This window comes from Pseudomonas sp. S2_A02 (assembly GCF_054668495.1).
In genome coordinates this window covers 3,370,871-3,394,172 of record NZ_CP162776.1, presented here as the reverse complement: position 1 = coordinate 3,394,172, position 23,302 = coordinate 3,370,871, and the positions used below count along the sequence as shown (strand labels likewise).

At 57.9% G+C, this 23,302-nt stretch carries 23 protein-coding genes; 9 read left to right on the top strand and 14 right to left on the bottom strand.

The features are described from left to right. Window positions 1-81: 81 nt before the first annotated feature. The 3 genes from gshA to AB4O41_RS15515 form a co-directional block, all read right to left on the bottom strand. On the bottom strand, window positions 82-1,665 hold the full coding sequence (gshA, locus tag AB4O41_RS15525) for a glutamate--cysteine ligase (RefSeq protein WP_460143792.1): 1,584 nt from the start codon (window positions 1,663-1,665) through the stop codon (window positions 82-84). A 272-nt stretch (window positions 1,666-1,937) separates the two neighbouring features. Next, a complete protein-coding gene (locus AB4O41_RS15520) occupies window positions 1,938-2,321 on the bottom strand; it encodes a PaaI family thioesterase (RefSeq protein ID WP_460143791.1) in 384 nt (127 codons plus the stop codon). Next, window positions 2,321-4,645 (bottom strand): Tex family protein, encoded by a 2,325-nt coding sequence (locus AB4O41_RS15515; protein ID WP_008076563.1) that lies wholly within the window; start codon window positions 4,643-4,645, stop codon window positions 2,321-2,323. Before AB4O41_RS15515 ends, AB4O41_RS15520 begins: the two co-directional genes overlap by 1 nt. Before the next feature lie 118 nt (window positions 4,646-4,763). Here AB4O41_RS15515 and AB4O41_RS15510 point away from each other — a divergent pair, with 118 nt between their 5' ends. From AB4O41_RS15510 to AB4O41_RS15500, 3 genes are all read left to right on the top strand, one after another. Then, a complete protein-coding gene (locus AB4O41_RS15510) occupies window positions 4,764-5,030 on the top strand; it encodes a hypothetical protein (RefSeq protein ID WP_460143790.1) in 267 nt (88 codons plus the stop codon). Continuing rightward, window positions 5,005-5,745: an osmolarity response regulator transcription factor OmpR gene (gene ompR, locus AB4O41_RS15505; RefSeq protein ID WP_007903084.1), complete on the top strand. Its 741-nt coding sequence runs from the start codon at window positions 5,005-5,007 to the stop codon at window positions 5,743-5,745. The genes AB4O41_RS15510 and ompR overlap by 26 nt, the downstream gene beginning before the upstream one ends. A gap of 101 nt (window positions 5,746-5,846) precedes the next feature. Beyond that, window positions 5,847-7,160, top strand: coding sequence for an ATP-binding protein (locus tag AB4O41_RS15500; protein WP_038978493.1), 1,314 nt, complete (start codon window positions 5,847-5,849; stop codon window positions 7,158-7,160). Window positions 7,161-7,299: 139 nt separating this feature from the next. Here the strand turns inward: AB4O41_RS15500 and rimK are convergent, their stop codons facing one another. Both rimK and rimB read right to left on the bottom strand, forming a co-directional pair. Continuing rightward, window positions 7,300-8,205, bottom strand: a complete 906-nt coding sequence (gene rimK / locus AB4O41_RS15495; protein WP_007903081.1) for a 30S ribosomal protein S6--L-glutamate ligase — start codon at window positions 8,203-8,205, stop codon at window positions 7,300-7,302. After that, window positions 8,202-8,681 (bottom strand): retropepsin-like aspartic endopeptidase RimB, encoded by a 480-nt coding sequence (gene rimB, locus AB4O41_RS15490; protein WP_007903080.1) that lies wholly within the window; start codon window positions 8,679-8,681, stop codon window positions 8,202-8,204. Before rimB ends, rimK begins: the two co-directional genes overlap by 4 nt. A 211-nt stretch (window positions 8,682-8,892) precedes the next feature. Between rimB and AB4O41_RS15485 the strand changes: the two genes are divergently transcribed. From AB4O41_RS15485 to AB4O41_RS15475, 3 genes are all read left to right on the top strand, one after another. Next, entirely contained in the window at window positions 8,893-9,300 is a 408-nt protein-coding gene (locus AB4O41_RS15485; RefSeq protein ID WP_460143789.1) for an RNA-binding S4 domain-containing protein, read from the top strand. 225 nt (window positions 9,301-9,525) lie between these two features. After that, on the top strand, window positions 9,526-10,428 hold the full coding sequence (gene hslO / locus AB4O41_RS15480; RefSeq protein ID WP_038978495.1) for an Hsp33 family molecular chaperone HslO: 903 nt from the start codon (window positions 9,526-9,528) through the stop codon (window positions 10,426-10,428). Window positions 10,429-10,607: 179 nt separating this feature from the next. Beyond that, window positions 10,608-12,152 (top strand): phosphoenolpyruvate carboxykinase, encoded by a 1,545-nt coding sequence (locus AB4O41_RS15475; protein ID WP_237887111.1) that lies wholly within the window; start codon window positions 10,608-10,610, stop codon window positions 12,150-12,152. 74 nt (window positions 12,153-12,226) lie between these two features. Here AB4O41_RS15475 and AB4O41_RS15470 read toward each other — a convergent pair whose 3' ends face one another. The 8 genes from AB4O41_RS15470 to AB4O41_RS15435 all read right to left on the bottom strand — a co-directional run bounded on the left by AB4O41_RS15470 (window position 12,227) and on the right by AB4O41_RS15435 (window position 17,282). After that, window positions 12,227-13,498, bottom strand: a complete 1,272-nt coding sequence (locus AB4O41_RS15470; RefSeq protein ID WP_460143787.1) for a type II toxin-antitoxin system HipA family toxin — start codon at window positions 13,496-13,498, stop codon at window positions 12,227-12,229. 2 nt (window positions 13,499-13,500) lie between these two features. Next, window positions 13,501-13,968, bottom strand: a complete 468-nt coding sequence (locus tag AB4O41_RS15465) for a helix-turn-helix domain-containing protein (protein ID WP_460148350.1) — start codon at window positions 13,966-13,968, stop codon at window positions 13,501-13,503. Between the two features lie 225 nt (window positions 13,969-14,193). Then, window positions 14,194-14,547, bottom strand: coding sequence for a DUF1493 family protein (locus AB4O41_RS15460; RefSeq protein ID WP_460143786.1), 354 nt, complete (start codon window positions 14,545-14,547; stop codon window positions 14,194-14,196). After that, window positions 14,544-14,771, bottom strand: a complete 228-nt coding sequence (locus AB4O41_RS15455; RefSeq protein WP_460143785.1) for a hypothetical protein — start codon at window positions 14,769-14,771, stop codon at window positions 14,544-14,546. The genes AB4O41_RS15460 and AB4O41_RS15455 overlap by 4 nt, the downstream gene beginning before the upstream one ends. Before the next feature lie 113 nt (window positions 14,772-14,884). Further along, entirely contained in the window at window positions 14,885-15,184 is a 300-nt protein-coding gene (locus AB4O41_RS15450) for a hypothetical protein (protein ID WP_460143784.1), read from the bottom strand. A gap of 322 nt (window positions 15,185-15,506) precedes the next feature. Beyond that, window positions 15,507-15,686 carry an antitoxin PaaA2 family protein gene (locus tag AB4O41_RS15445; RefSeq protein WP_460143783.1) on the bottom strand — a complete coding sequence of 60 codons (180 nt, stop codon included), beginning with the start codon at window positions 15,684-15,686 and terminating at the stop codon, window positions 15,507-15,509. A 79-nt stretch (window positions 15,687-15,765) separates the two neighbouring features. Further along, window positions 15,766-16,893 carry a hypothetical protein gene (locus AB4O41_RS15440; protein ID WP_460143782.1) on the bottom strand — a complete coding sequence of 376 codons (1,128 nt, stop codon included), beginning with the start codon at window positions 16,891-16,893 and terminating at the stop codon, window positions 15,766-15,768. Between the two features lie 95 nt (window positions 16,894-16,988). Then, window positions 16,989-17,282 (bottom strand): hypothetical protein, encoded by a 294-nt coding sequence (locus tag AB4O41_RS15435; protein WP_460143781.1) that lies wholly within the window; start codon window positions 17,280-17,282, stop codon window positions 16,989-16,991. Window positions 17,283-17,686: 404 nt separating this feature from the next. Between AB4O41_RS15435 and AB4O41_RS15430 the strand changes: the two genes are divergently transcribed. Beyond that, window positions 17,687-19,621 (top strand): RecQ family ATP-dependent DNA helicase, encoded by a 1,935-nt coding sequence (locus AB4O41_RS15430; protein ID WP_460143780.1) that lies wholly within the window; start codon window positions 17,687-17,689, stop codon window positions 19,619-19,621. A 24-nt stretch (window positions 19,622-19,645) separates the two neighbouring features. Here AB4O41_RS15430 and AB4O41_RS15425 read toward each other — a convergent pair whose 3' ends face one another. Beyond that, on the bottom strand, window positions 19,646-21,148 hold the full coding sequence (locus AB4O41_RS15425) for a Fic family protein (RefSeq protein WP_460143779.1): 1,503 nt from the start codon (window positions 21,146-21,148) through the stop codon (window positions 19,646-19,648). 308 nt (window positions 21,149-21,456) lie between these two features. Here AB4O41_RS15425 and AB4O41_RS15420 point away from each other — a divergent pair, with 308 nt between their 5' ends. Together AB4O41_RS15420 and AB4O41_RS15415 are read left to right on the top strand one after the other, a co-directional pair. Beyond that, window positions 21,457-22,683: a 3-hydroxyacyl-CoA dehydrogenase gene (locus AB4O41_RS15420; protein WP_460143778.1), complete on the top strand. Its 1,227-nt coding sequence runs from the start codon at window positions 21,457-21,459 to the stop codon at window positions 22,681-22,683. A 175-nt stretch (window positions 22,684-22,858) separates the two neighbouring features. Next, window positions 22,859-23,290 carry an acyl-CoA thioesterase gene (locus tag AB4O41_RS15415; protein ID WP_460143777.1) on the top strand — a complete coding sequence of 144 codons (432 nt, stop codon included), beginning with the start codon at window positions 22,859-22,861 and terminating at the stop codon, window positions 23,288-23,290. Window positions 23,291-23,302: the final 12 nt, after the last annotated feature.

Genomic DNA, 23,302 nt, shown 5'->3' with positions numbered 1-23,302 from the left:
TCTGATTGAACACGGTCGCAGATTTTACGGCTGCTGCGCAGCCGAGCGGGAGCAAGCTCCCTCGCCACAGAGGTTTGCGATCTAATTACTGATCGCCAGAATACTCGCCTGGTACGACCCGACAAACACATCGAAATCGCCGACTTCGTTCTGTTCCAGCTCCACCTGCTGAGCCAGCGACGAGCGCGCCAGTTCTTCAAATTTAGCCTGATCTTCGTCTGAAAGCGGCTCGCTACGGAAAAATTCCGCATGCACCTGACTCTGACGCAAGGAGAACTCAGCAAAGCTTTCCTTGTGCTCGGCCATCGCCGCCAACACCTGCGCCGATGGCGTCAGGGACGAGTCCTGGACCTTGGCCAGTTGTGCGTCCAGTGCCTTGCTGTGGGCATCGCCGCCATGGCTTTGATCCAGTAACGCCGCCAATGGCGCAATCTTTTCCAGCAATTCGCTGGCCCATTCCTTCAGGTCTACCGGCTGCCCGTCGCGTTGCAATTGCAGGCCCGGACGACGACCTTCCTTGACCACGCTGAGGAAGTTCGACGTCGCGTTGCCGCAGCTGGTACTGGTCAGCAGCGGGCTGTCGTTCAGCGCGCAGTACAGCAGGAACGCATCAAGGAACCGCGACTCGGTGAGGTCGATGCCCATCGGCAAGAAGGGGTTGATGTCCAGGCAGCGCGCTTCGACGTATTGAATGCCACGGGCCACCAGCGCCTGGATCGGCCGCTCACCGGTGTAGGTCACGCGTTTCGGACGGATGTTGGAGTAGTACTCGTTTTCGATCTGCAGGATGTTGGTGTTGAGCTGAACCCACTCACCGTCCTGGTGCGTACCGACCTCGACGTACGGCGGGTAAGGCGTGGCCACCGCTTTGCGCAGGCTGTCGGTGTAGCTGGTCAGATCGTTGTAGCACGGCGTCAGACCGGCCTGGGCGTTGCTCTGGTAACCCAGATCGCTCATGCGCAGGCTGGTGGCGTACGGCAGGTACAAGGTGTCCGGGTCCAGCTGTTCCAACTGATGCGAACGACCGCGCAGGAAACCGGCATCCAGCGCAGGCGAAGCACCGAACAGGTACATCAGCAGCCAGCTGTAGCGGCGGAAGTTGCGAATCAGCGCGATGTAGGCCGACGACTGATAATCGCGATCGGTGCCGACAAAGCCTTCGGCCTCTTTAAGCAGCGGCCAGAGCTTTTCCGGCAGGGAAAAGTTGTAGTGGATTCCGGCGATGCACTGCATGGTCTTGCCGTAACGCAGAGCCAGGCCCTTGCGATAGACGTACTTGAGCTGACCGATGTTGGAGGTGCCGTAATAAGCGATCGGGATGTCTTCCTCGGCCGGCAACGGGCACGGCATCGATGGACTCCACAGGTACTCATTGCCGAGCTTGCTGTAGGCAAACCGATGAATTTTGTCCAGGCTCGCCAGCGTATCCGCCGGGTCTGGCAGGGCTGGCGTGATGAATTCCAGCAGCGACTCAGAGTAGTCGGTGGTGATTTGTTCATTGGTCAGCGCGGAACCCAATGCTTCGGGGTGCGGCGTTTGCGCCAGGCGCCCTTCGCCTGTCACGCGCAGGCATTCACGTTCGATGCCGTGAAGGCACTGTTCGAGCAGAGAGAGGTTAGCGCGCTCGCCGAGCAGAGCCAGGCGGCGGTTGAGAAGTTCGCTCAAGTTGGATTCCTTCACGCGTCAGTCGCCCCAATATGGGGGTGGGCAAGACGGTCTACAAGGGTGAAGTTAAAACTGGCGTTTTCGCCTGGTTTTTTAGCCGCGCAGGCCTAATGCTGGTTAGTCAAGAACTGCACAATCCCTGTGGGAGCGAGCCTGCTCGCGATGGGGGCCTGTCAGTCAACATTTAGGTCGTCTGACACACCGCCATCGCGAGCAGGCTCGCTCCCACAGGATTCGCAGTGTCGAAATTAACTCAAATTGATGATTGGGGGCTACAGGACAGCGAACGTGCCTTGTGCTTTTGCGACGAGTTTGTCGTCTTGCATCACGTCGGCTTCGACCACCAGCGTGCGGCGGCCCGGATGGATCACCCGGGCCGTGCACATCACTTCACCGTCGGCGACGGCGCGGATGTAGTTGATCTTGCACTCGATGGTTGCGCTCTGCTGGTCAAAGCCGTGGGTGCTGGAACAGGCCAGCCCCATGGCAATGTCGACCAGACTGAACAAAGCGCCGCCGTGCAATTTGCCGCCGCGATTGCGCAGTTCTGGCTCAAGCGCCAGGGCGACTTGCGCCACCCCGGTTTCCAGACTGTGCAAGCGACACCCCAGCAGCTTGAAAAACGCGCTTTCGGTCAAGCCCGCCGGGATCTCCATCAGCGTTTTTTCAACTGTTTGGCGTTAGCGAACAGCGAGGCCATGGCGTTGTTGGCCGGGGCTGCTGCCGTGGTTTCCTTGCGCGGTGCGGTGTTCTGGGATTGGCGTGGTGCCGAACCCGGACGCGCGCCACGGGCACCGTCGATCTTCTCGCCCGGGGTGTCGCTCATGCGCATCGACAGGCCAACGCGTTTGCGCGGGATGTCGACTTCCATGACCTTCACCTTGACCACATCACCGGCCTTCACCGCTTCGCGCGGATCCTTGATGAACTTCTCCGACAGCGCGGAGATGTGTACCAAACCGTCCTGATGAACGCCGATGTCGACGAAGGCGCCGAAGTTGGTCACGTTCGTTACCACACCTTCGAGGATCATCCCCAGTTGCAGGTCCTTGAGGTCTTCGACGCCTTCCTGGAACTCGGCGGTCTTGAACTCGGGACGTGGGTCGCGACCGGGTTTTTCCAGCTCTTGCAGGATGTCGGTGACCGTCGGCAGACCGAACGTTTCGTCGGTGTACTTCTTCGGATCGAGACGCTTGAGGAAGCTCGCGTCGCCGATCAGCGAGCGAATGTCACGGTCGGTTTCAGCGGCAATGCGCTGTACCAGCGGATAGGCTTCCGGGTGAACCGCGGACGAATCCAATGGGTTATCACCGTTCATGACGCGCAGGAAGCCCGCAGCCTGTTCGAAGGTTTTTTCACCCAGACGCGCGACTTTTTTCAGCGCCGCACGGGTTTTGAAGGCACCGTGCTCGTCACGGTGGCTGACGATGTTCTGTGCCAGGGTCGCGTTGAGGCCGGAGATGCGCGCCAGCAGCGCCACGGAGGCGGTGTTGACGTCGACGCCCACGGCGTTCACGCAGTCCTCGACCACCGCGTCCAGGCCGCGTGCCAGTTTCAGCTGCGACACGTCGTGCTGGTACTGGCCGACGCCGATGGATTTTGGATCGATCTTCACCAACTCAGCCAGCGGATCCTGCAAGCGACGGGCAATCGACACCGCGCCACGGATCGACACGTCGAGGTCCGGGAATTCCTTGGAGGCCAGTTCCGACGCCGAGTACACCGATGCACCGGCCTCGGAAACCATGACTTTAGTCATCTTCATGGCTGGGTATTTTTTGATCAGTTCAGCGGCGAGCTTGTCGGTTTCACGGCTGGCGGTGCCGTTGCCGATGGCGATCAGATCGACGGAATGCTTAGCGCACAGGGCGGCGAGCACAGCGAGGGTCTGGTCCCACTTGTTGTGCGGCACGTGCGGGTAAACCGTGGCGTGATCCAGCAGCTTGCCGGTGGCATCGACCACGGCGACCTTGCAACCGGTGCGCAGACCCGGGTCAAGGCCCAATGTGGCACGCGGACCGGCCGGAGCCGACAGCAGCAAGTCGTGCAGGTTGTGTGCGAACACGTTGATCGCTTCGGTTTCCGCGCCATCGCGCAGTTCGCCCAGCAGGTCGGTTTCCAGGTGGGTGTAGAGCTTGACCTTCCAAGTCCAGCGCACCACTTCGCCCAGCCATTTGTCGGCGGCGCGGTTCTGGTTCTGAATGCCGAATTGCTGACCGATCATGCCTTCGCACGGGTGCATGGTGCCCGGCAGTTCATCGCCGACTTTCAGCGCGGAACTGAGGATGCCTTCGTTGCGGCCACGGAAAATCGCCAGTGCGCGGTGCGATGGCATGCTTTTCAGCGGTTCGTCGTGCTCGAAATAGTCGCGGAACTTGGCGCCTTCCTCTTCCTTGCCAGCGATCACGCGGGCACTGAGGGTGGCTTCCTGCTTGAGGTAGTTGCGCAACTTGTCCAGCAGGCCAGCGTCTTCGGCGAAGCGCTCCATGAGGATGTATTTGGCGCCTTCAAGGGCGGCTTTCACATCGGCCACGCCTTTTTCGGCGTCGATGAAGCGCGCGGCTTCGGCTTCAGGGTTCAGGGTCGGGTCGTTGAACAGGCCGTCGGCCAACTCGCCGAGGCCGGCTTCCAGGGCGATCTGGCCCTTGGTGCGGCGCTTCTGCTTGTACGGCAGGTACAAGTCTTCGAGACGGGTCTTGGTGTCGGCGAGTTTGATGTCGCGTTCGAGTTGCGGGGTCAGTTTGCCCTGCTCTTGAATGCTGGCGAGGATGCTGATCCGCCGTTCGTCGAGTTCTCGCAGGTAGCGCAGACGCTCTTCCAGATGACGCAACTGGATGTCATCGAGGCTGCCGGTCACTTCTTTCCGGTAGCGGGCGATGAAGGGAACGGTAGAGCCTTCATCGAGTAGCGCGACGGCCGCTTCGACCTGTTGTGGGCGTACACCGAGTTCCTCGGCGATGCGGCTGTTGATGCTGTCCATAAAACCACCTGACAAATTGTGAAAGCAGGCTCGCAGGCGCAGAGATAAGGGCTCGGCGAGTCTGGTTGAGCGGCCTGGCGTGCGCCGCTACCTGAGCCAACAGGCTTCCCGTTGACCCGTGAAATCGAACAATTACTGCCAGCGCCATGAAAAAAAGCGGCTGCTTGCAGTAACGATCAGACGTTGCCTGACACAAAAGGCCGCGCATTATAACCAGCGTTCTGTCCATTCGGGGGCATCGCTGGTTGTAGGCACAATGCCCGGTTTTCTGGCGGTGAAGGAAAAATCTGCTAACAATGCACACGGTGCGTATAACGGCAGCTACGCCATAATGCGCGCCGAGATCAAAGGAGCATCCAATGAGCAGCACTGCAAACATTGCTGAAGGCGAAAAAATTCTAATTGTTGACGACGATCCTGGGCTGAGCAGCCTGCTGGAACGCTTTTTCGTCAGCAAGGGCTACCGTGCCCGCGCCGTACCGAACACCGAACAAATGGACCGCCTGCTGGCGCGTGAGGTGTTCAACCTGGTCGTCCTCGACCTGATGCTGCCCGGCGAAGACGGCCTGACCGCTTGCCGCCGCCTGCGCACGGCGAACAATCAGATTCCGATCATCATGCTGACCGCCAAGGGCGATGAGCTTAGCCGCATCAAGGGCCTGGAGCTGGGCGCCGACGATTACCTGGCTAAGCCGTTCAACCCGGACGAGCTGATGGCTCGGGTCAAAGCGGTTCTGCGTCGTCAGGCGGCACCGGTGCCGGGCGCCCCGGGCAGCGAAGACGAAAGCGTGACCTTCGGTGACTACGAACTGTCCCTGGCCACCCGCGAACTCAAGCGCGGCGACGAAGTGCACATGCTCACCACCGGTGAGTTTGCGGTGCTCAAGGCGTTGGTCATGAACGCGCGTCAGCCACTGACCCGCGACAAACTGATGAACCTGGCCCGTGGCCGCGAGTGGGATGCCCTGGAGCGTTCCATCGACGTGCAGATTTCCCGTCTGCGCCGGATGATCGAGCCCGATCCGTCCAAACCACGCTACATCCAGACCGTCTGGGGCGTGGGTTACGTGTTCGTTCCGGATGGCGCCGCCACGAAGTGATCGGTGATTTGTAGGAGCGGGTCTTGCGGATGATTGTCCGCAGACTCGCGATCCGCAATATGCGAGCATCGCTCGCTCCTGCAAGTGTGTAGCGGTTACCCATGAAAACCCCTGTTTGGTTCCCCCAGAGCTTCTTCTCCCGCACCCTGTGGCTGGTGTTGATCGTCGTCCTGTTCTCCAAGGCGCTGACCCTGGTTTATCTGTTGATGAACGAAGATGTGCTGGTGGACCGCCAATACAGTCACGGCGTTGCCCTGACGCTGCGCGCCTATTGGGCCGCTGATGAAGAAAACCGCACGAAAATCGCCGATGCCGCGACCCTGATCCGGGTGGTGGGTGCCGGTGTGCCGGAAGGCGAACAGCACTGGCCCTACAGCGAGATCTACCAGCGACAGATGCAGGCCGAATTGGGTGCCGACACCGAAGTGCGATTACGCATGCATTCGCCGCCAGCGCTGTGGGTCCGGGCGCCAAGCCTGGGCGATGGCTGGCTGAAAGTGCCGCTGTACCCGCACCCATTGCGCGGCCAGAAAATCTGGAACGTGCTTGGCTGGTTCCTCGCCATTGGTCTGCTGTCCACCGCCTCGGCGTGGATCTTCGTCAGCCAGCTCAATCAACCGCTGAAACGTCTGGTCTATGCCGCGAGGCAACTCGGTCAGGGCCGCAGCGTGCGCCTGCCGATCAGCGATACACCGAGCGAGATGACCGAGGTTTATCGCGCCTTCAACCAAATGGCTGAAGACGTTGAACAGGCGGGGCGCGAACGGGAGCTGATGCTGGCCGGGGTCTCTCACGATCTACGCACGCCACTGACCCGTTTGCGACTATCCCTGGAGCTGATGGGCGATCACAGCGACCTGACAGACGACATGATCCGCGACATCGAAGACATGGACGCGATTCTGGATCAGTTCCTGGCGTTCATTCGTGACGGACGTGACGAGTCGGTGGAAGAAGTGGACCTGAGCGATCTGGTTCGCGAAGTCGCCGCGCCGTACAACCAGAACGAAGAGAAAGTGCACTTGCGCCTGGAACCGATCCAGCCGTTCCCGTTGCGTCGGGTGTCGATGAAGCGGTTGCTGAACAACCTGATCGGCAATGCTCTGCATCACGCCGGCAGCGGCGTCGAAGTGGCGGCTTATGTGTCCGGAGATACCAGTGCGCCGTATGTGGTACTGAGCGTCATGGACCGTGGCGCGGGGATCGATCCGTCGGAACTGGAGGCGATCTTCAACCCGTTCACCCGTGGCGATCGGGCTCGGGGCGGGAAGGGGACCGGGTTGGGGTTGGCAATCGTGAAGCGGATCGCTTCGATGCATGGCGGGAATGTCGAGCTGCGCAACCGGTCCGGTGGTGGGCTGGAAGCGCGGGTGCGGTTGCCGCTTGGGTTGATGTTGCCGCGGGATGCTGTCTGATTCGATCGTTCCCATCGATCGTTCCCACGCTCCGCGTGGGAGTGTAGCCCGGGACGCTCCGCGTCCCATCCAGAGCCGAACGCGGAGCGTCCGTAGAGGTATTCCCACGCAGAGCGTGGGAACGATCACCTTGCCAGCCTCAACCTTTCCCTTTGGTCCGAGTCATATTCGGCCCGCCATTCTTCTCCAGATGCTCAATGATGATTCCCGCCACGTTCTTCCCGGTGGTGGTTTCAATCCCTTCAAGCCCTGGCGATGAGTTCACTTCCATCACCAGCGGCCCATGATTGGAGCGCAGGATATCCACCCCCGCCACCGCCAACCCCATGACCTTCGCCGCACGCAACGCAGTCATGCGTTCTTCCGGCGTAATCTTGATCAGGCTCGCACTGCCACCGCGATGCAGGTTGGAGCGAAACTCCCCCGGCTTGGCCTGGCGCTTCATCGCCGCGATGACCTTGTCGCCGACCACGAAACAACGAATGTCCGCACCGCCGGCTTCCTTGATGTATTCCTGAACCATGATGTTCTGCTTCAGGCCCATGAACGCCTCGATCACTGACTCCGCCGCCGTGGCCGTTTCACACAGCACCACGCCGATGCCCTGGGTACCTTCCAGCACCTTGATCACCAGCGGCGCGCCGTTGACCATCTCGATCAAGTCGGGAATGTCATCCGGGGAGTGGGCAAAACCGGTGACCGGCAAACCGATCCCCCGGCGCGACAGCAATTGCAGCGAACGCAGTTTGTCTCGCGAACGGGCGATGGCCACCGATTCGTTGAGCGGAAACACCCCCATCATTTCGAACTGGCGCAGCACCGCGCAGCCATAAAACGTCACTGACGCGCCGATTCGCGGGATCACCGCATCGAAACCCTCCAGCGGTTTGCCGCGATAGTGGATTTGCGGCTTGTGACTGGCAATGTTCATGTAGGCGCGCAAGGTGTCGATCACCACCATTTCATGGCCACGCTCTATACCGGCTTCGACCAGACGACGGGTGGAATACAGACGCGGGTTCCGCGACAGCACAGCGATCTTCATGCAACACCTGTGGAGAAGGTAGATACCGGGAACACCGGCTTGTCTTGTACATATTTAATGCCCGGATTGACCACCAACTGGCCATCGATCAGGGCTTTGGAACCGAGTAGCAGGCGATATCGCATGGATTTGCGGCAGGCGAGGGTGAACTCGACCCGCCAGACCCGATCACCAAGGGCCAGGGTGGTGCTGACCACATAGCGCATCTGCGCGTGGCCGTTGGAGCTTTTAATGGTTTTTCTCGTTACCAGCGGGGCTTCGCAACGCCGGTGTCGCAGTTGAACCACCGTGCCCAGGTGCGCAGTGAAGCGCACCCACTGTTCCCCATCGCGCTCGAACGGCTCGATATCGGTGGCGTGCAGGCTGGAGGTGCTGGCGCCGGTGTCGATTTTTGCGCGAAGGCCCGCGACTCCCAAATCCGGGAGCGCCACCCACTCGCGCAGACCGATAACGGTCAAATGATCAAATGTCTTCAAAAGTGCTCAATCGGTAAAACCGCTCTGGCCGCGTGCGGCCGAATTCGCGGTATTCACGCAGAATAATGGGTAAAAGGCGACAGATATCTACTGCCTGGATTTCCATCCCTCACTGGCGGGGAATGCCTGCATTCTAATCCAGAGTGTGATGATTCATGGCACGACAGAAACGGTAGTACAGTTCATCGATATTTCAGAATGAGGTCATCCGATGGCACAAAAAAGCGAAGAGGACGACAAGGTCCGTCTCGATAAATGGTTGTGGGCCGCACGTTTTTATAAAACACGTGCTTTGGCCAAGGCCGCGATTGAGAGTGGCAAGGTGCATTGCCGGGGCGAGCGCTGCAAGCCGGGCAAGGAGCCGAGGGTTGGCGACGAGTTTCAGATTCGCACCGGCTTCGAGGAGCGTACGGTGGTGGTCCAGGCGCTGTCGATCGTGCGTCGTGGCGCGCCGGAGGCTCAGGCGCTCTATGCTGAAACCGAGACCAGCATCGCCAAACGTGAAGCGGCTGCGGCCATGCGCAAGGCAGGGGCGTTGGGCGTGAGCACCGATGGCAAACCGAGCAAGAAGCAGCGCCGGGATCTGTTCAAGTTTCGCGGAAACAGCAACGACGAGTAGTGATCGCCGTCGGGCGCAGACTTGCAATCGCGCACCTGTGCAGCCATATGGGTGTACTCGACAGCGTCAAAGTGAAAATGCCGTTCGTCGAAAAGCGAGGTTTGACCTCGCTTGGAACAAGCCCGGATTGTTCATAAAATGCCGTTACGGCTGAACCTTGCCCGCCGCAAAAATGCGGAAATGACGCGATTTTTCTTTTTTGTCACCCTTTCAGATACCAGACCTATGACCAATCTATCGGATAACGACTATACCCAACGCTTCATCTTCGATGACAGCGACACCCGCGGCGAGCTGGTTGGGTTGGAGCGTAGCTATGCCGAAGTCCTCGCCAAACACGCCTACCCGGAGCCGGTCGCGCAACTGCTGGGCGAGCTGATGGCGGCGGCAGCGTTGTTGGTTGGCACCTTGAAGTTCGATGGCTTGCTGATTCTTCAGGCCCGTTCCGAAGGCCCGGTGCCGCTGCTCATGATCGAGTGCTCCAGCGAGCGCGAAATCCGTGGGCTGGCTCGTTACGAAGCCGACCAGATCGCCCCGGATGCGACCCTCGCCGACTTGATGCCCAATGGTGTGCTGGCGCTGACCGTCGACCCGACTCAGGGCCAGCGTTACCAAGGCATCGTCGACCTCGACGGCGAAACTCTCTCGGAGTGCTTCACTAACTACTTCGTCATGTCTCAGCAGGTCGGCACGCGCTTCTGGCTCTACGCCGATGGCCGTCGTGCCCGTGGCCTGTTGCTGCAGCAATTGCCTGCCGACCGTCTGAAAGACGAAGAAGAACGCGCCGCCAGCTGGCAGCACATCACCGCCCTGGCCAGCACCCTGACGGCCGATGAATTACTGAGCCTGGACAACGAAACCGTGCTTCATCGCCTCTATCATGAAGAACAGGTGCGCCTGTTTGACGTGCAGAACTTACGTTTCCATTGCAGCTGCTCTCGGGAACGCTCGGGCAATGCGTTGGTCAGTTTGGGTCTGGATGATGCTCAGGCACTGGTCATCGAACACGGTGGTGCCGTGGAGATCGATTGTCAGTTTTGCAACGAACGTTACCTGTTCGACGCGGCCGATATCACCCAATTGTTCGCTGGTGCAGGGGTCGATACGCCGTCAGATACCCGTCACTAAAACGTTTCAGCGCAGGTAAATTCACTGCTCAACGCCGGAATAACGCCGTTCTGACGGGAGGGCCCTACACTTTTTGGGCTTTTCTGGCATAATCCGGCCCACTTTTTTCGCGGTAGTAGTGCACGACTTTCTACTACAAAACGTTTGGAGCACTCGGCCACTGGCCGACGGGGAACCTCATGACGCAAGCCAATAACGCCGTGTACACCGATCTGAGTGTTGATGATCTGGTTAAAGAAGCCCTGAATCGCGGTGAAGGCGAGCTTGCCGATACCGGCGCGCTGGTTGTTCGCACCGGTCACCGTACCGGCCGTTCGCCAGTCGATCGTTTCATCGTTGAAGAGCCGACCACCCAGGACGCTATCGCCTGGGGCCCGATCAACCGCAAGTTCCCGGCCGACAAGTTCGATGCCCTGTGGGCTCGCGTCGAGGCCTTCAACAACGCGCAAGAGCATTTCGTTTCCCACGTGCATGTAGGTGCTGCCGAAGAGCACTACCTGGCCGTGAAAATGACCACCCAGACTGCCTGGCAGAACCTGTTCGGTCGTTGCCTGTTCATCAACCCAGCTCAGTACAACCCGGCTGGCCGTGAAGAGTGGCAAGTCCTCAACGTTGCCAACTTCGAGTGCGTGCCAGAGCGTGACGGTACCAACTCTGATGGCTGCGTGATTCTCAACTTCGCCCAGAAGAAAGTGCTGATCGCCGGCATGCGCTACGCCGGTGAAATGAAGAAAGCCATGTTCTCGGTGCAGAATTTCCTGCTGCCGGCCGCTGACGTGCTGCCGATGCACTGCGCCGCCAACATCGGCGAAGAGGGCGACGTGACCCTGTTCTTCGGTTTGTCCGGTACCGGCAAAACCACCCTGTCCGCCGACGAAAGCCGTTACCTGATCGGTGACGACGAGCACGGCTGGGGCGAGGGTGTGGTGTTCAACATCGAAGGCGGTTGCTATGCCAAGTGCATCGACCTGTCCGAGAAGAACGAGCCGGTCATCTGGAAAGCCATCAAGCACGGCGCCGTTCTGGAAAACGTCGTAATCGACCCCGTCACCAAGAAAGCCGACTACGCCGACGGCAGCCTGACCCAGAACAGCCGCGCAGCGTACCCGCTGGAGCACGTCGAGAAGCGTTCCGAGAAGAACCTCGGTGGCGAGCCAAACGCTGTGATCTTCCTGACCTGCGACCTGACCGGCGTCCTGCCGCCAGTCTCGATCCTCAGCGAAGAACAAGCGGCCTACCACTTCCTGTCCGGCTACACCGCACTGGTGGGCTCGACGGAAATGGGTTCCGGCAGCGGCATCAAATCGACCTTCTCTACCTGCTTCGGCGCACCGTTCTTCCCGCGTCCGGCCGGCGAATACGCTGAACTGCTGATCAAGCGCATCCGCGGCTTCGGCTCCAAGGTCTACCTGGTCAACACCGGCTGGACCGGCGGTGGCTACGGCGTTGGCAAACGCTTCAACATCCCGACCACTCGCGGCGTCATCGCAGCGATCCAGAGCGGTGCGTTGATCGGTGCTGAGACTGAACACCTGGACACCATCAACCTGGACGTGCCGTTGGCTGTGCCGGGCGTTGAGACTGGCCTGTTGAACCCACGTAATACCTGGGCTGACAAGGCTGCTTATGATGAAGCGGCTAAGGCGTTGGCTGGGTTGTTTGTTGAGAACTTCAAGAAGTTTGACGTGAGCGATGCGATCAAGGCTGCCGGGCCTAAGCTGTAAGGCTTGGATTTAGCGAATGAAAAAGCCGCCCTTCGGGGCGGCTTTTTTGTGGGCGAAAGACAAGCAATACAGGGTCACTTGGTAGACAGTCGAAATGCAGTAGACATATTGTCTTGTTCACGCTTCGACAGCCCTGCCGCACTGGCTACTTTTGCCCACTGACCCACGATCTCTTGGAAACTCTCAATCGTCTCTTCCGCATCATCACGGCTAACCCGAAAGTACCCGGCCACTTCGCGAACAAGTTCGAGATCCAAAGCATTGTCGGCATCTGTAATGTTGAGCTTTAACCCATCGGCGTGTGCTACCGGATTCATGTCGTAGGCATCAGAGAGACGCCACCCACGACCGGGATCAAGAAGAAAGCCATGGTTACGCATGTGGTCGTCGGTATTGGAGACCAGGATGTTGAACACGATGCGCGACCACAACTCGCGAAGATCTTCGTCGGGTTCTGAGCCGTGCTCCATGAGTACTTCTGCCAGCTCTAGATAGCTGGCGCCCACCGATGCATCGTCACCATCTACGCGGTCAGTCATGGTCATGGCTGAGGCGAAATGTAGTCGCCCACCCGTTTCGGTACGGTCGAAGCGCTTGACCATGAAGCAGTGGTGGTCGCTCGCATAGCGTTGCGCAATACCCTTCGCCACCCGCAGACCGCATTGATTCGCCAGAACACTCACCACGAATTCCCATCCGCCGACGTCGTAGTCGTCCCGAGTGCTCGGAAACTTGGCGATCCACAAATGACCATTCTTATCAGCAACGCTGGCCTTGGGTCTGGCACCGCCCAATGAGCCACCGGGTGCGATCAGCATTCTCAGCCACTCGCGCCCATCGAGTGACGTGTTGTCTGGATCGTTTTCCAACGCTCGACTTGCCTGCTCCAACGCGCGTAACTCGACGAAGGGAGGCGCCGCCAATCCATCTCGATCATCCAGAAAATTGCCTTCGTCATTGAGCTTGTAACGAATAGCACCGACTCGATAGAGGTCATGAACGCCTAACAGGAAATCCGATTCATAGAGCTTGGTACCCTTAGGGACCAAGCCGTCGCGGATGTCCCGTTCCAATCGGCGTTTCATCAGCAGTTGACCCCAACGATCCGGGCTTGAGTCAGCAAAAACGCCGAAGCGGGTCTGGTGCTGTCCTGGGAACTGTCGCCCTTCGAAGAGCCTGATGCGAGGATCCAGCGTCGTGAAATTCAACTCGGGATCGGCCAAAGCCGCAGTGTCGTACTCAAACTCGAACACGTTAGTGGAGCGAGCCTTTCCGGCATGAAGAAACCCAAGACGCCTTGGTCTTTGCAGGGTTTCCCAATCGGCATACACCGCGATCAGTGTCATTTTTAATCCGTCTCAGGTTTAGATTTTTTCTTGGTAAACAAGTTGGAAAAAGAGTGGGTGTTCAATGGGAAATCAACCTCAAGATCCGAATCGGAGATGGGACTTTCCGGTGCTTGCGTCGTCCGGTCTTGAATGGGTGACGACGCTTTCGTTGGGGCCACGTTGCGCACTCGTTGGCGTTTACTGGTTGCGACGCTCGATCGTGGGGTTAATTGCGCGTCTTGCAGTTGGCGTCCCAACTCATCCGTTGCTGCGAGCTTGCTCAAATCTTTCTCCAGGCCCAAAACCTGCATCACGGACATATAGGCGCCCATCGTCACGCCCGAGCCGCCGGACTCCAATGAGCGCAGCGTTGTCAGCGACATACCTGCTCTCTCAGCCACTTGCTTGGCTGTCAGCTTGCGACGTAGCCGAGCGAGTTTGAGTCGTTCGCCAAACTCGGCGAGCAACCTGGATGCAGCCGGCAGCAGGGGGGCTGTTTTTTAGCCATGTGCCATTATTCCTTCGTTTTTAGGCTTTAACTGCCAGAATAATAGCACTTATGTGGTGATCTGCTGAGCTGCCCCAACGTGTAGCAAGACTCACTCTGCCAGTACGGCCGCTCCAGATATACGTGGGAGGCGGATTATTGAAACTGCCATTATTCCACCTCAAATCGCTAAAAACAGCCAGAATATTGCCACTTAAGTGGTCGGCTAGATCTTTTCCAGTGCTTTTGTATCCCACAGTTGCGCCTTGATCGCTTGGTAAAGCATGCCAATGGTCAGTGGGATTTTGTCGCCGCGTCCTTTCGCCCTGCGTTTGAGGAACACATCAAACCCTTCCGGCTGAAAGTAGCGATAAGCGTCGTAGTCCACGAAGTCGATCCCAAACTGTTCTTCCAGCGCTTCCATCAAATGCCGCGCGTCAGCGCCGTCGCAGCTCAGGTCGAAATTGATCGAGGTGGTGAGGCTGATGGTTTTGCGTTCGGGCAGGCCGAGTTGTTCGTGTAGCAGCTGCATGAGCAGGTGCATGATTTGGTCGTCGGGGAAGTTGGGGGCGAGGTTCATGGTGCATCTACCGTTGGGTGTATATCGATGAGGCTGATGAAGCCTGACTTTGCGGCGAGTCGGTCGTCAATCAGCGCTGTGGCCTGAGTCAGATCGGTAGCCTTACGAATTTCTTGGACTTGCAACGCATCAACATGGAATTCGCGAGAAGGCTCACGCCCACCGCGGATGATTTCGTTCATCTGTTGCACGCTTTCCATTAGCTCATCAAAAAACTTGCACATGATTATCTTCAGTGTTCGATGACGGCTTTCGGCGCTCGGTGTCCCAAGAGCCGAACGCGGAGCGTCCGTAGAGGCATTCCCACGCGGAGCGTGGGAACGATCATCACTCAGCGTCAGGCCGGCGCTTTCCAGTTCATCATGCGTTGCTGGGCGACTTTCAGCAGGTCACAGCCGTCCTGGGTTAACAGGAAGAGCGCGTGGGTGATGTGGGGAATGTCTTCGATGTCGCCGTGTTTGAAGCAAACGCAGTGCAGGGTTTTGAGGAGATCGCTGGAGGCTCGGATGCGCTGGAGGGCGGCTTCGAGGATGTCTTGGGGATTGGCCTCTGTGTCGATGATCAGGGGCGAGGAATCGGTGAGGTTGGTTTGCAACGGAAGGTAACGATCGTTTGTGAGCGGATTCCATGTATTCATTTTATGTATTCCCAATGCATCAGATGAAAGCACCGCCATCGTGACCAAGCGATGGAGGCGGACTGTGTTCGGGTTGGTCAACCGGAGGAATACATAAGACCGGCACGCCTAAGGCGTCCCAAACACAGCCACCATATAGCGTGCAGACACTTGAGGTGCCGGCAGCATACAACGGACGCGTTTATGTATTCCATCGGGTGACCAAGCCCGAGCCGCTGATTTGGCAGCGACAGTCACGACTATAGATTTGAGCTACAAGGCAGCGATAGCCGACAAGGAGCCTTCTGTTGTAGGAACGGGATGAAGATTTGATAGGCCGTTACTACCGATCTGTCGACCGCTTCAACAAGGTTCGTTTTTTCGCCATCAGACGCCTGGCTTCATCGTCCGGAATGCTCGGCCGAGGATCATTAAAGCTGGCCTGTACCTGCTGGATGAACCATGCCTCGTAGGCTGCATCGATTTGCCCCTCAGAGTCGTTGTCGGGCGTTTTATCGGTCATTCAACTTCACCTCTACATCAGTTTTCAGAAAATCCCGCGCCCACCATGGGAGTGCTTTCACCCTGCGCCGCCCACCCGATCAACAAATATGCTGATACGCCGCAACATCCAGCACGCTAGTCGTCAACCCAGTCGCCGGCGTATAAATCGTGCCTTTCACCGCCGAGAAGTTGACCCCTTGGCTGCCCAGAGAAACGTAGCGTTCGCCTTGATCCAGCTCGGTGAAGTAGGTGTAGGAGTAGTTGTGCATCAGTCGGTACTTCGCTTCGTTGTCGACCATGACTTTGCCAAGGTTCTCCAGATCGGCGTGGGTCAGGTTCAATGACTTGTCCAGTTGCACGCCCCAACGCTTGAGGCAAACTTCGGCAAAGTGGCGGACGAACCGGCCTGGCTTGGCCAGGGTTTTCGGGCCGTTGACGCCGTCGGGGGAGGCATTGCCAACCAGGGTGGCGTGACGGCCGGGTATGGGGTAGATGTGGGTTCTGGTGCCGGTGGCGGTTTGCGGAATAACGCAGCTGAAACCTTTCGAGCGTTCGTCTCGGGCATAGAAACCTACATACTCTTTGACGTTGCCGCCGAGTTTGACCTTGTCATCCTGAAAGTTACCAATGCCAGGCACCGGGTCAATCGCAAAGATATTAACCGGGATGTTTTTAAGTTCGCTGTCCTTGAACATGGCGTTGGCCAGCATGTGGCAACTAATGCCGCCGCGGCTCCAGCCCACCAAGTTGACCTGGGTGGGAATAATACCGTCCTTGCGGAAGGTTTTGATGATCTGTTCTTGCAACGCCTGCTGGGTCACGCTGCGATCGCCATAGTTGTATGTGCGCCAGAACCACGAGCCTTCAACTTTCACGTCTTCGATAGGGACGCCGGCCGCCTTCAAGCGGTTGTATTCGGCTTCGGTCAGTTGCTCGCGCTGCCAGTCGCACTGACCTTTGATGATGTTGATCGCGTGCTGGACGTTTTGCTCCCAGCCTTTGCCGAACAGTGTGCCGCTGAGGCCGTACTCCTTGGTCTCGGTAAAGAGATTGTCGGCTTGCAGGTTGCCACTGCCGGGGCCGTCGACCACGATCCATTCGGCAAACTCACGGCCAAGATGGTGGGATGCGAGCGTCGACACCAGTTCTCCGTCCCAATAATTTGCGTTGGTGTCATCGAATTTAGTTGAGCCAGTGCCACAGAAGAAAATAGTTAATGCAGTCATTTGTGTTGCTCTTGGTTTGATTTAAGAGCTGGCACGTTAGTTTGTGTTGTTTGAATGGTGAAGTTAACAGTTGTTGCTGTTCTTGTAAGGTTTTTTTAGTTGCTCGTATTTTGTTTGATTCGCTGTTTTGCGGCTTCAAGAAGTTCGCAGCCATCTTGGGTCAGCAAGTAAAGTGCGTTGACGATATTGGGAATGTCTTTCACGTCAGCCTGTTTGAAGCACAGGCAATAGAGCGTTTCGAGCAGGTCACTGGCGGCGCGGATGCGTTGCTGGGCGGCGTCAAGAATCTCGTGAGGCTTGGCTTCGGTGTCGATGACCAACACGGGGGTATCGCTGTAGCTGGTTTTGAGCGGGCGATAGCGGTCTGTTAACGGATGGAACGTGTTCATTGAGGTCAGTCCTATGGGAAGTCGGGCAGTCTCGCCGGCAGGCCGACACAATGTTTTCAGCCGCGACAAAAACTATAGAGGGCCGCGACGAGGCGTCGCAAGGTGGCGCAAATGGACAGGTTTTGTAGGGGATTTACCGGCGCTATCGGCCTTTACCTACGCACACGCCAACTATTTTTTAAGCTTTTCCCTTAAAGGTCGATATTCCTACGGGCCTGTCAGGCTTAACGCATCAAAGCTCTGTAGGGGGCGCGCCAGAATTTGTAGGGCGTTTCGAAGCGTCTGAGTTGGCTCGTGCCATCCGCTGTATCATCCCGTATCGTTTTTGCCCCCGACCTTTTCTCGACTCGCTGCGTTCGCCGGCTAGGCTTTGGGCTTCGCAGCGGTCAACGGAGTGACAGCTTATGCACAACACCCTGGAACAGGTTTTCGGTTATCCACAATTTCGGCCCGGCCAGGAGGCGGCGGTCAGTGCTGTGTTGGCCGGGCGCTCGGCGGCGGCGATTTTCCCTACCGGTTCGGGCAAGTCTCTTTGTTATCAACTGCCAGCCTTGTTGCTGCCGCACCTGACATTGGTGGTGTCGCCCCTGTTGGCGCTGATGCAGGATCAGTTAGCGTTTTTGCAGCGCCACGGCATTGCGGCGGGCAGTATCGATTCGGCCCAGAGCCGCGATGACGCCAGCGATGTAATGGCCCGGGCAAAGTCCGGTGAATTGAAGATTCTGATGATTTCCGTGGAGCGTCTTAAGAACGAGCGCTTCCGCCATTTTTTGCAGCAGGTGCCGATTTCGCTGCTGGTGGTGGACGAGGCCCACTGCATCTCTGAATGGGGTCACAACTTCCGCCCCGACTACCTCAAGCTGCCGGACTACCAGCGCCAGTTCAATATCCCTCAGGCCCTGCTGCTGACCGCCACCGCGACACCTAAGGTGATCGCTGACATGGAGGCCAAATTCGCCATCGCTCCCGAGGATGTGGTGACCACCGGTTTTTACCGACCCAACCTCAATCTGTTGGTGGAACCGGTACGCGGCCAGGACAAGCGCCGACGCCTTGTCGAGCGGATGAGCCAGCGTCCCGGCCAGCCGAGTATTGTCTATGTGACCCTGCAGAAAACCGCTGAGCACATCGCCGAACATCTGGGGCGAAACGGCATCCAGGCCGAGGCCTATCATGCCGGTTTGCCCCATGAACAACGGGAAGGGATACAGAAGCGGTTCATGGGCGGGCAGTCCAATTGCATCGTCGCCACCATCGCGTTCGGCATGGGCATCGACAAGAGCGACATCCGCAACGTGGTGCATTTCGACCTGCCCAAATCCATCGAAAACTACAGCCAGGAAATCGGCCGCGCCGGGCGTGATGGTCAGCCGTCCGATTGCCTGGTGCTAGCCAACCGCGACAGCCTCAACGTGCTGGAAAACTTCGTCTACGGCGATACGCCAGAACGGGACGGCATTCGTTGCGTGCTTGAGGAGTTGCAAGCCGCCGTACCCGAGGGGCAATGGGAGTTTCTGCTGGGACCTTTGGCCGATCAGAGCAACATTCGCCAGTTACCGCTCAAGACCTTGCTGGTGCAATTGGAGCTGCGCGGAATAATCGCACCGCGTTATGCCTATTACGCTGAATACCGCTTCAAGTATTTGCAGGAGCCCGAGGCGTTGCTGGCTCGTTTTGAAGGTGAGCGCAGGGACTTCGTCTCGGCGATCATCCAGACCTCCAGCCGCGCACGCACCTGGGCCACAGTGAATTTCGACGCGCTGTATGAACAGCATCAGGCCGAGCGCAGTCGGGTGGTCAAGGCGCTGGATTACTTCCAGGAGAAAGGCTGGGTGGAGCTTGAAAGCAAGCAGATGACCGAGGTCTACAGCCTGCAGCAAGCGGACTTTGATTCCCAAACCCTGAGCGCTGAATTGCACGCCTACTTCACCCAGCACGAGCGCACCGAGATCGCACGGATACACGCCATGTTGGATCTGTTCGCTACCGACCACTGCCTGGGTTACCGTCTGGCCGAGTACTTCGGTGACGAGAACGCGCCCCGGCAGTGCGGGCATTGCTCGGTGTGTCACGGTCAGGTGGCGCGATTGCCGGCACCGCCGGAATTGCCGGCGCTTGTGGATAAAAATTTCGAGGCGCTGTGTGGTGATTTTATCCACAGGCACGAGCAGCACACAGGGAATGCTCCATCGGCGGAGCGCGTGACGCGGTTTCTGTGCGGGATCAGCGTGCCGTTGTTTACCAAGCTCAAGGCGCGGTCGATTCCGGGGTTTGCGGCGTTGGAGGATTATCCATATGGCGACGTGCGCGACTGGGCTCAAGCGCACCTGCCAAGTTGAAACACGGCCTCCCACAGAGGCCGTTCAAACGTCTTCAGGAGACTCACCGTAAGCATCGGCCAATAGCGACTGAGCTTGTTGCTCAAGAAAGTTGAAGACCTCTTCCTGAATTGATCCTTGGTATTGTTTGCGACGGCCTTTGGACACGATGCCGTTTTGATCCAGGCATTGCATGACTAGCCTGGACAAAAGATTGCCTCGAACGTCGTAGTTTTCGTTTACAACCTTCACGAGAGCATCGAATCGCTGAAGAAAATCGGTTTCCTCTCTCAGCTCCACCTCGAGGGCTCGTTTGGCCATTTCCATCGTGAACGCTACGCAGTCGGTGGCATCCCAATAGCGATAGATACTGGAATCACCGATGAAGTTGAAAGTCATTGTTTCCGCATCAATCCAGCGAACATCCCAAAACTCACGGGCTGGCTTTGAGAACGACTGTAGTGCTTCCAGATAGTGTTGTTCTTCACGCTTCATAGCGACCGAAACAGGTAGCAAGAGGCCATTTTCGAGAGCGCCGCTTCGGCACAGAGCCAGGTGGATCAGGAAGCGTGAAAGACGGCCATTGCCATCCATGAAGGGGTGCAGAAAGACGAAGCCAAAAGACGCGATGCCTGCGGCGACCAATGGGTCGAGTTGCTCTGGCGCTCTGTTGGCGAAGGTCATCAGCTCTTCCATCAACTCACGGCAGAGTTCGGGGTCTGGCGGCACGTAGGTCACGCCAGCAGCACCGCGAAATGAATTACTCAGGTGGTTTTGTTCGTGTCGGAATGCTGCAGCACGATCAAAGGGGTTGGAGATCGCGCTGTTTTGCAGCGCGACGAGATAATCTTCCGTAAGCGGCTGGCGCTGATGTGCCTGGCGGAGCAGTTGCACAAATCGTTGCGCCTTCTGCTCACTGGGGGCTTCCTTCTCGATTGCAAACGAGTTTTCAGTTTCGCTCAAATACGCCCAATTGATCGCCCGATCCATCATTTCTTTTGGAAGGGAGCCAATAAAGGCTTTTGATCGACCAAGAATGTCATAGTCGAGTAGGGTCTGGATCTCCGCTGTGCGTTCGACTGTTGCGCAATATCGAAGTGTGCCAAGCCCATTGAAGTCGACTCGCCAGCGCGAGTTTCGGACTGATGGCCCGGTGATGTAGTTGTCCGGGTCAAATAGAAAAGTAGCGGTGCCGCGAGGGTTGTCGGGATAGTCCAGGTGCTGGTCGGTGAAAAATTCCCAGAGGAAGCAAATCTTGCGCAGGTAGGCGCTACTGGGAGCCTCGGTTATGGCTTCGACCAATATTTGGCCATCAATGCGGGGGAGTGCCTGAGCCAGAATGGCGAGATTGACGCCCTCATGCTTTAGCGCAAACGTGATGTGTGCGAGGTAGTCTTCTTTCGCTGGCGCAACGCTCAACGGAACGGACAACGCACCGCCGATTTTCTCCAGGCGGGTAACTGGCTGGATGAGCGCAGGCCGTTTCACCTCGATAGCTTTTAGATCCAGCGCATCAATCAAATGGGCGTAGCCCACTCTGTTTCCCATCGCAGTTCCCCTATCTGGGTCAGATTTTTTTTACCGTGCCAAGATTTTTTTAAAATCATCAAATCAGATAAGAAAATCTTAACCCGATTCAAGTCGTTGGCTAGCACTCATTTGGACCTGGTTCACTCCTGTGTGGTTCTTCCTGAGTTCTGGGCCCCCAGAGCAGATAGCAGTTGTGGGAATGGGCTTCCCGCAATGAATGGCACATCCATCCGCTGAATGTCGCCCATCACAGGAATAAATTTCAAAAAAGCCCTGTGCCTGACTATGGTGAGGACTGTCTTTGGATCGCTAACAAGAGAACAACCATGAGCCAGACACCGTTCGATATTCAGCGCGCCGCCGTGATCGGCGCAGGCACCATGGGCCGTGGCATTGTCATGTGCCTGGCCAACGCCGGGGTGCCGGTGCAATGGGTCGACAACAATCCGCAGATGCTTGAGCAAGCGCTGACCAGCGTGGCTGAGACTTACGCCCACAACGTGCGTCAGGGGCGGATTGATCAGGCCGAGGCGGATGCGCGTATTGCACGGGTGACGGCGGCTGCCGATTACGCAGCGATCCGCGATGTCGATCTGGTTATCGAAGCGGTTTACGAAAACCTCGAACTGAAGCAAAAAATCTTCCGCGAACTCGACGGCTTGATGAAACCTGAAGCGATTCTGGCCAGCAATACCTCGGCGCTGGACATCGACGCGATTGCTGCTGCCACCCGCCGTCCGCAACAGGTCCTGGGCCTGCATTTCTTCAGCCCGGCGCACATCATGAAATTGCTGGAGATCGTGCGCGGTGCCCAGACGGAGCCGGCGGTGCTTGATGCCGCCCAGGCGCTGGGTAAGCGCATGGGCAAGGTCAGCGTGGTGTCGGGTAACTGTCACGGTTTCATCGGTAATCGCATGCTTCATCCGTACGTGCTCGAAGCGCGCAAGATGTTGCTTGAGGGCGCGTTGCCTTATCAGGTGGATGCGGCGCTGCAAGGTTTTGGTTTCGCCATGGGGCCGTTCCGCATGTACGACGTGGTCGGCATCGATCTGGAATGGCGTGCTCGGGAACTGGCTGGCAAAGGTCAGGATGCGCCGGAGGTTCAAGTGGACAACCGCTTGTGCGAGCTGGGGCGTTTCGGTCAGAAGAGTGGCGATGGGTATTACCACTACGAACCGGGCAGTCGCCAGGCTGAGCACGATCTGGAAGTCGATGCGCTGGTACTGGAAATCAGCGAGGGGCTGGGGTTCCAGCGTCGCGAGATCGGCCCTGAAGAGGTTCTGGAGCGTTGTTTGCTGGCGCTGGTCAACGAAGGGGCGAAGATTCTTCAGGAAGGTATTGCAACATCGGCGCATGACATCGATCTGGTCTACCTCAATGGTTATGGCTTCCCGGCAGAGAAGGGCGGGCCGATGGCCTGGGCGGATCAGCAAGGGTTGGAAGATATTCATCTGCGGTTGTTGCAGCTTGAGACCAAGCAGGGCGATCACTGGGCGCCGACGCGGTTGATTGGTGAGTTGGCAGCAGAGGGGCGAGGGTTTGCTGACATGTGATTTTATGTGGCGTCTGTGAAGGCCTATTCGCGAGCAGGCTCGCTCCCACACTGGATCTCAGGCGTACACAAACCTGTGATCAATGAAAATCCAAATGTGGGAGCGAGCCTGCTCGCGAAGGGGGGCGACGCGGTTTCACCTTAAACTAACCATTCAACCCCAGGAACCGACGCTGATGTCCAACCCGATACCCCAACGCACCGACTACCCCCACTTCCAGCCCATCACCACCCGATGGCATGACAATGACGCCTACGGTCACGTTAACAACGTCACCTACTACAGTTTTTTCGACACGGCGGTGAACACCTACCTGATCGAAGTCGGCGGCCTGGATATCCATGACGGCGAGGTAGTGGGGTTTGTGGTGAGTTCGGCCTGCGACTACTTTGCCTCCATCGCTTTCCCGGACCGTATCGAGATTGGCCTGCGGGTCGACAAGTTGGGCAACAGTTCCGTGCAATACGAACTGGCGGTGTTCAAGACCGGCGAAGACGAGGCCTGCGCGGCGGGGCGCTTCGTGCATGTGTTCGTGGATCGGACCACGAATCAACCGGTGGCAATTCCTGCTCGATTGCGCGGGGCATTGGAACGGCTAGCGGTTTGAGGGGCAAAAAAA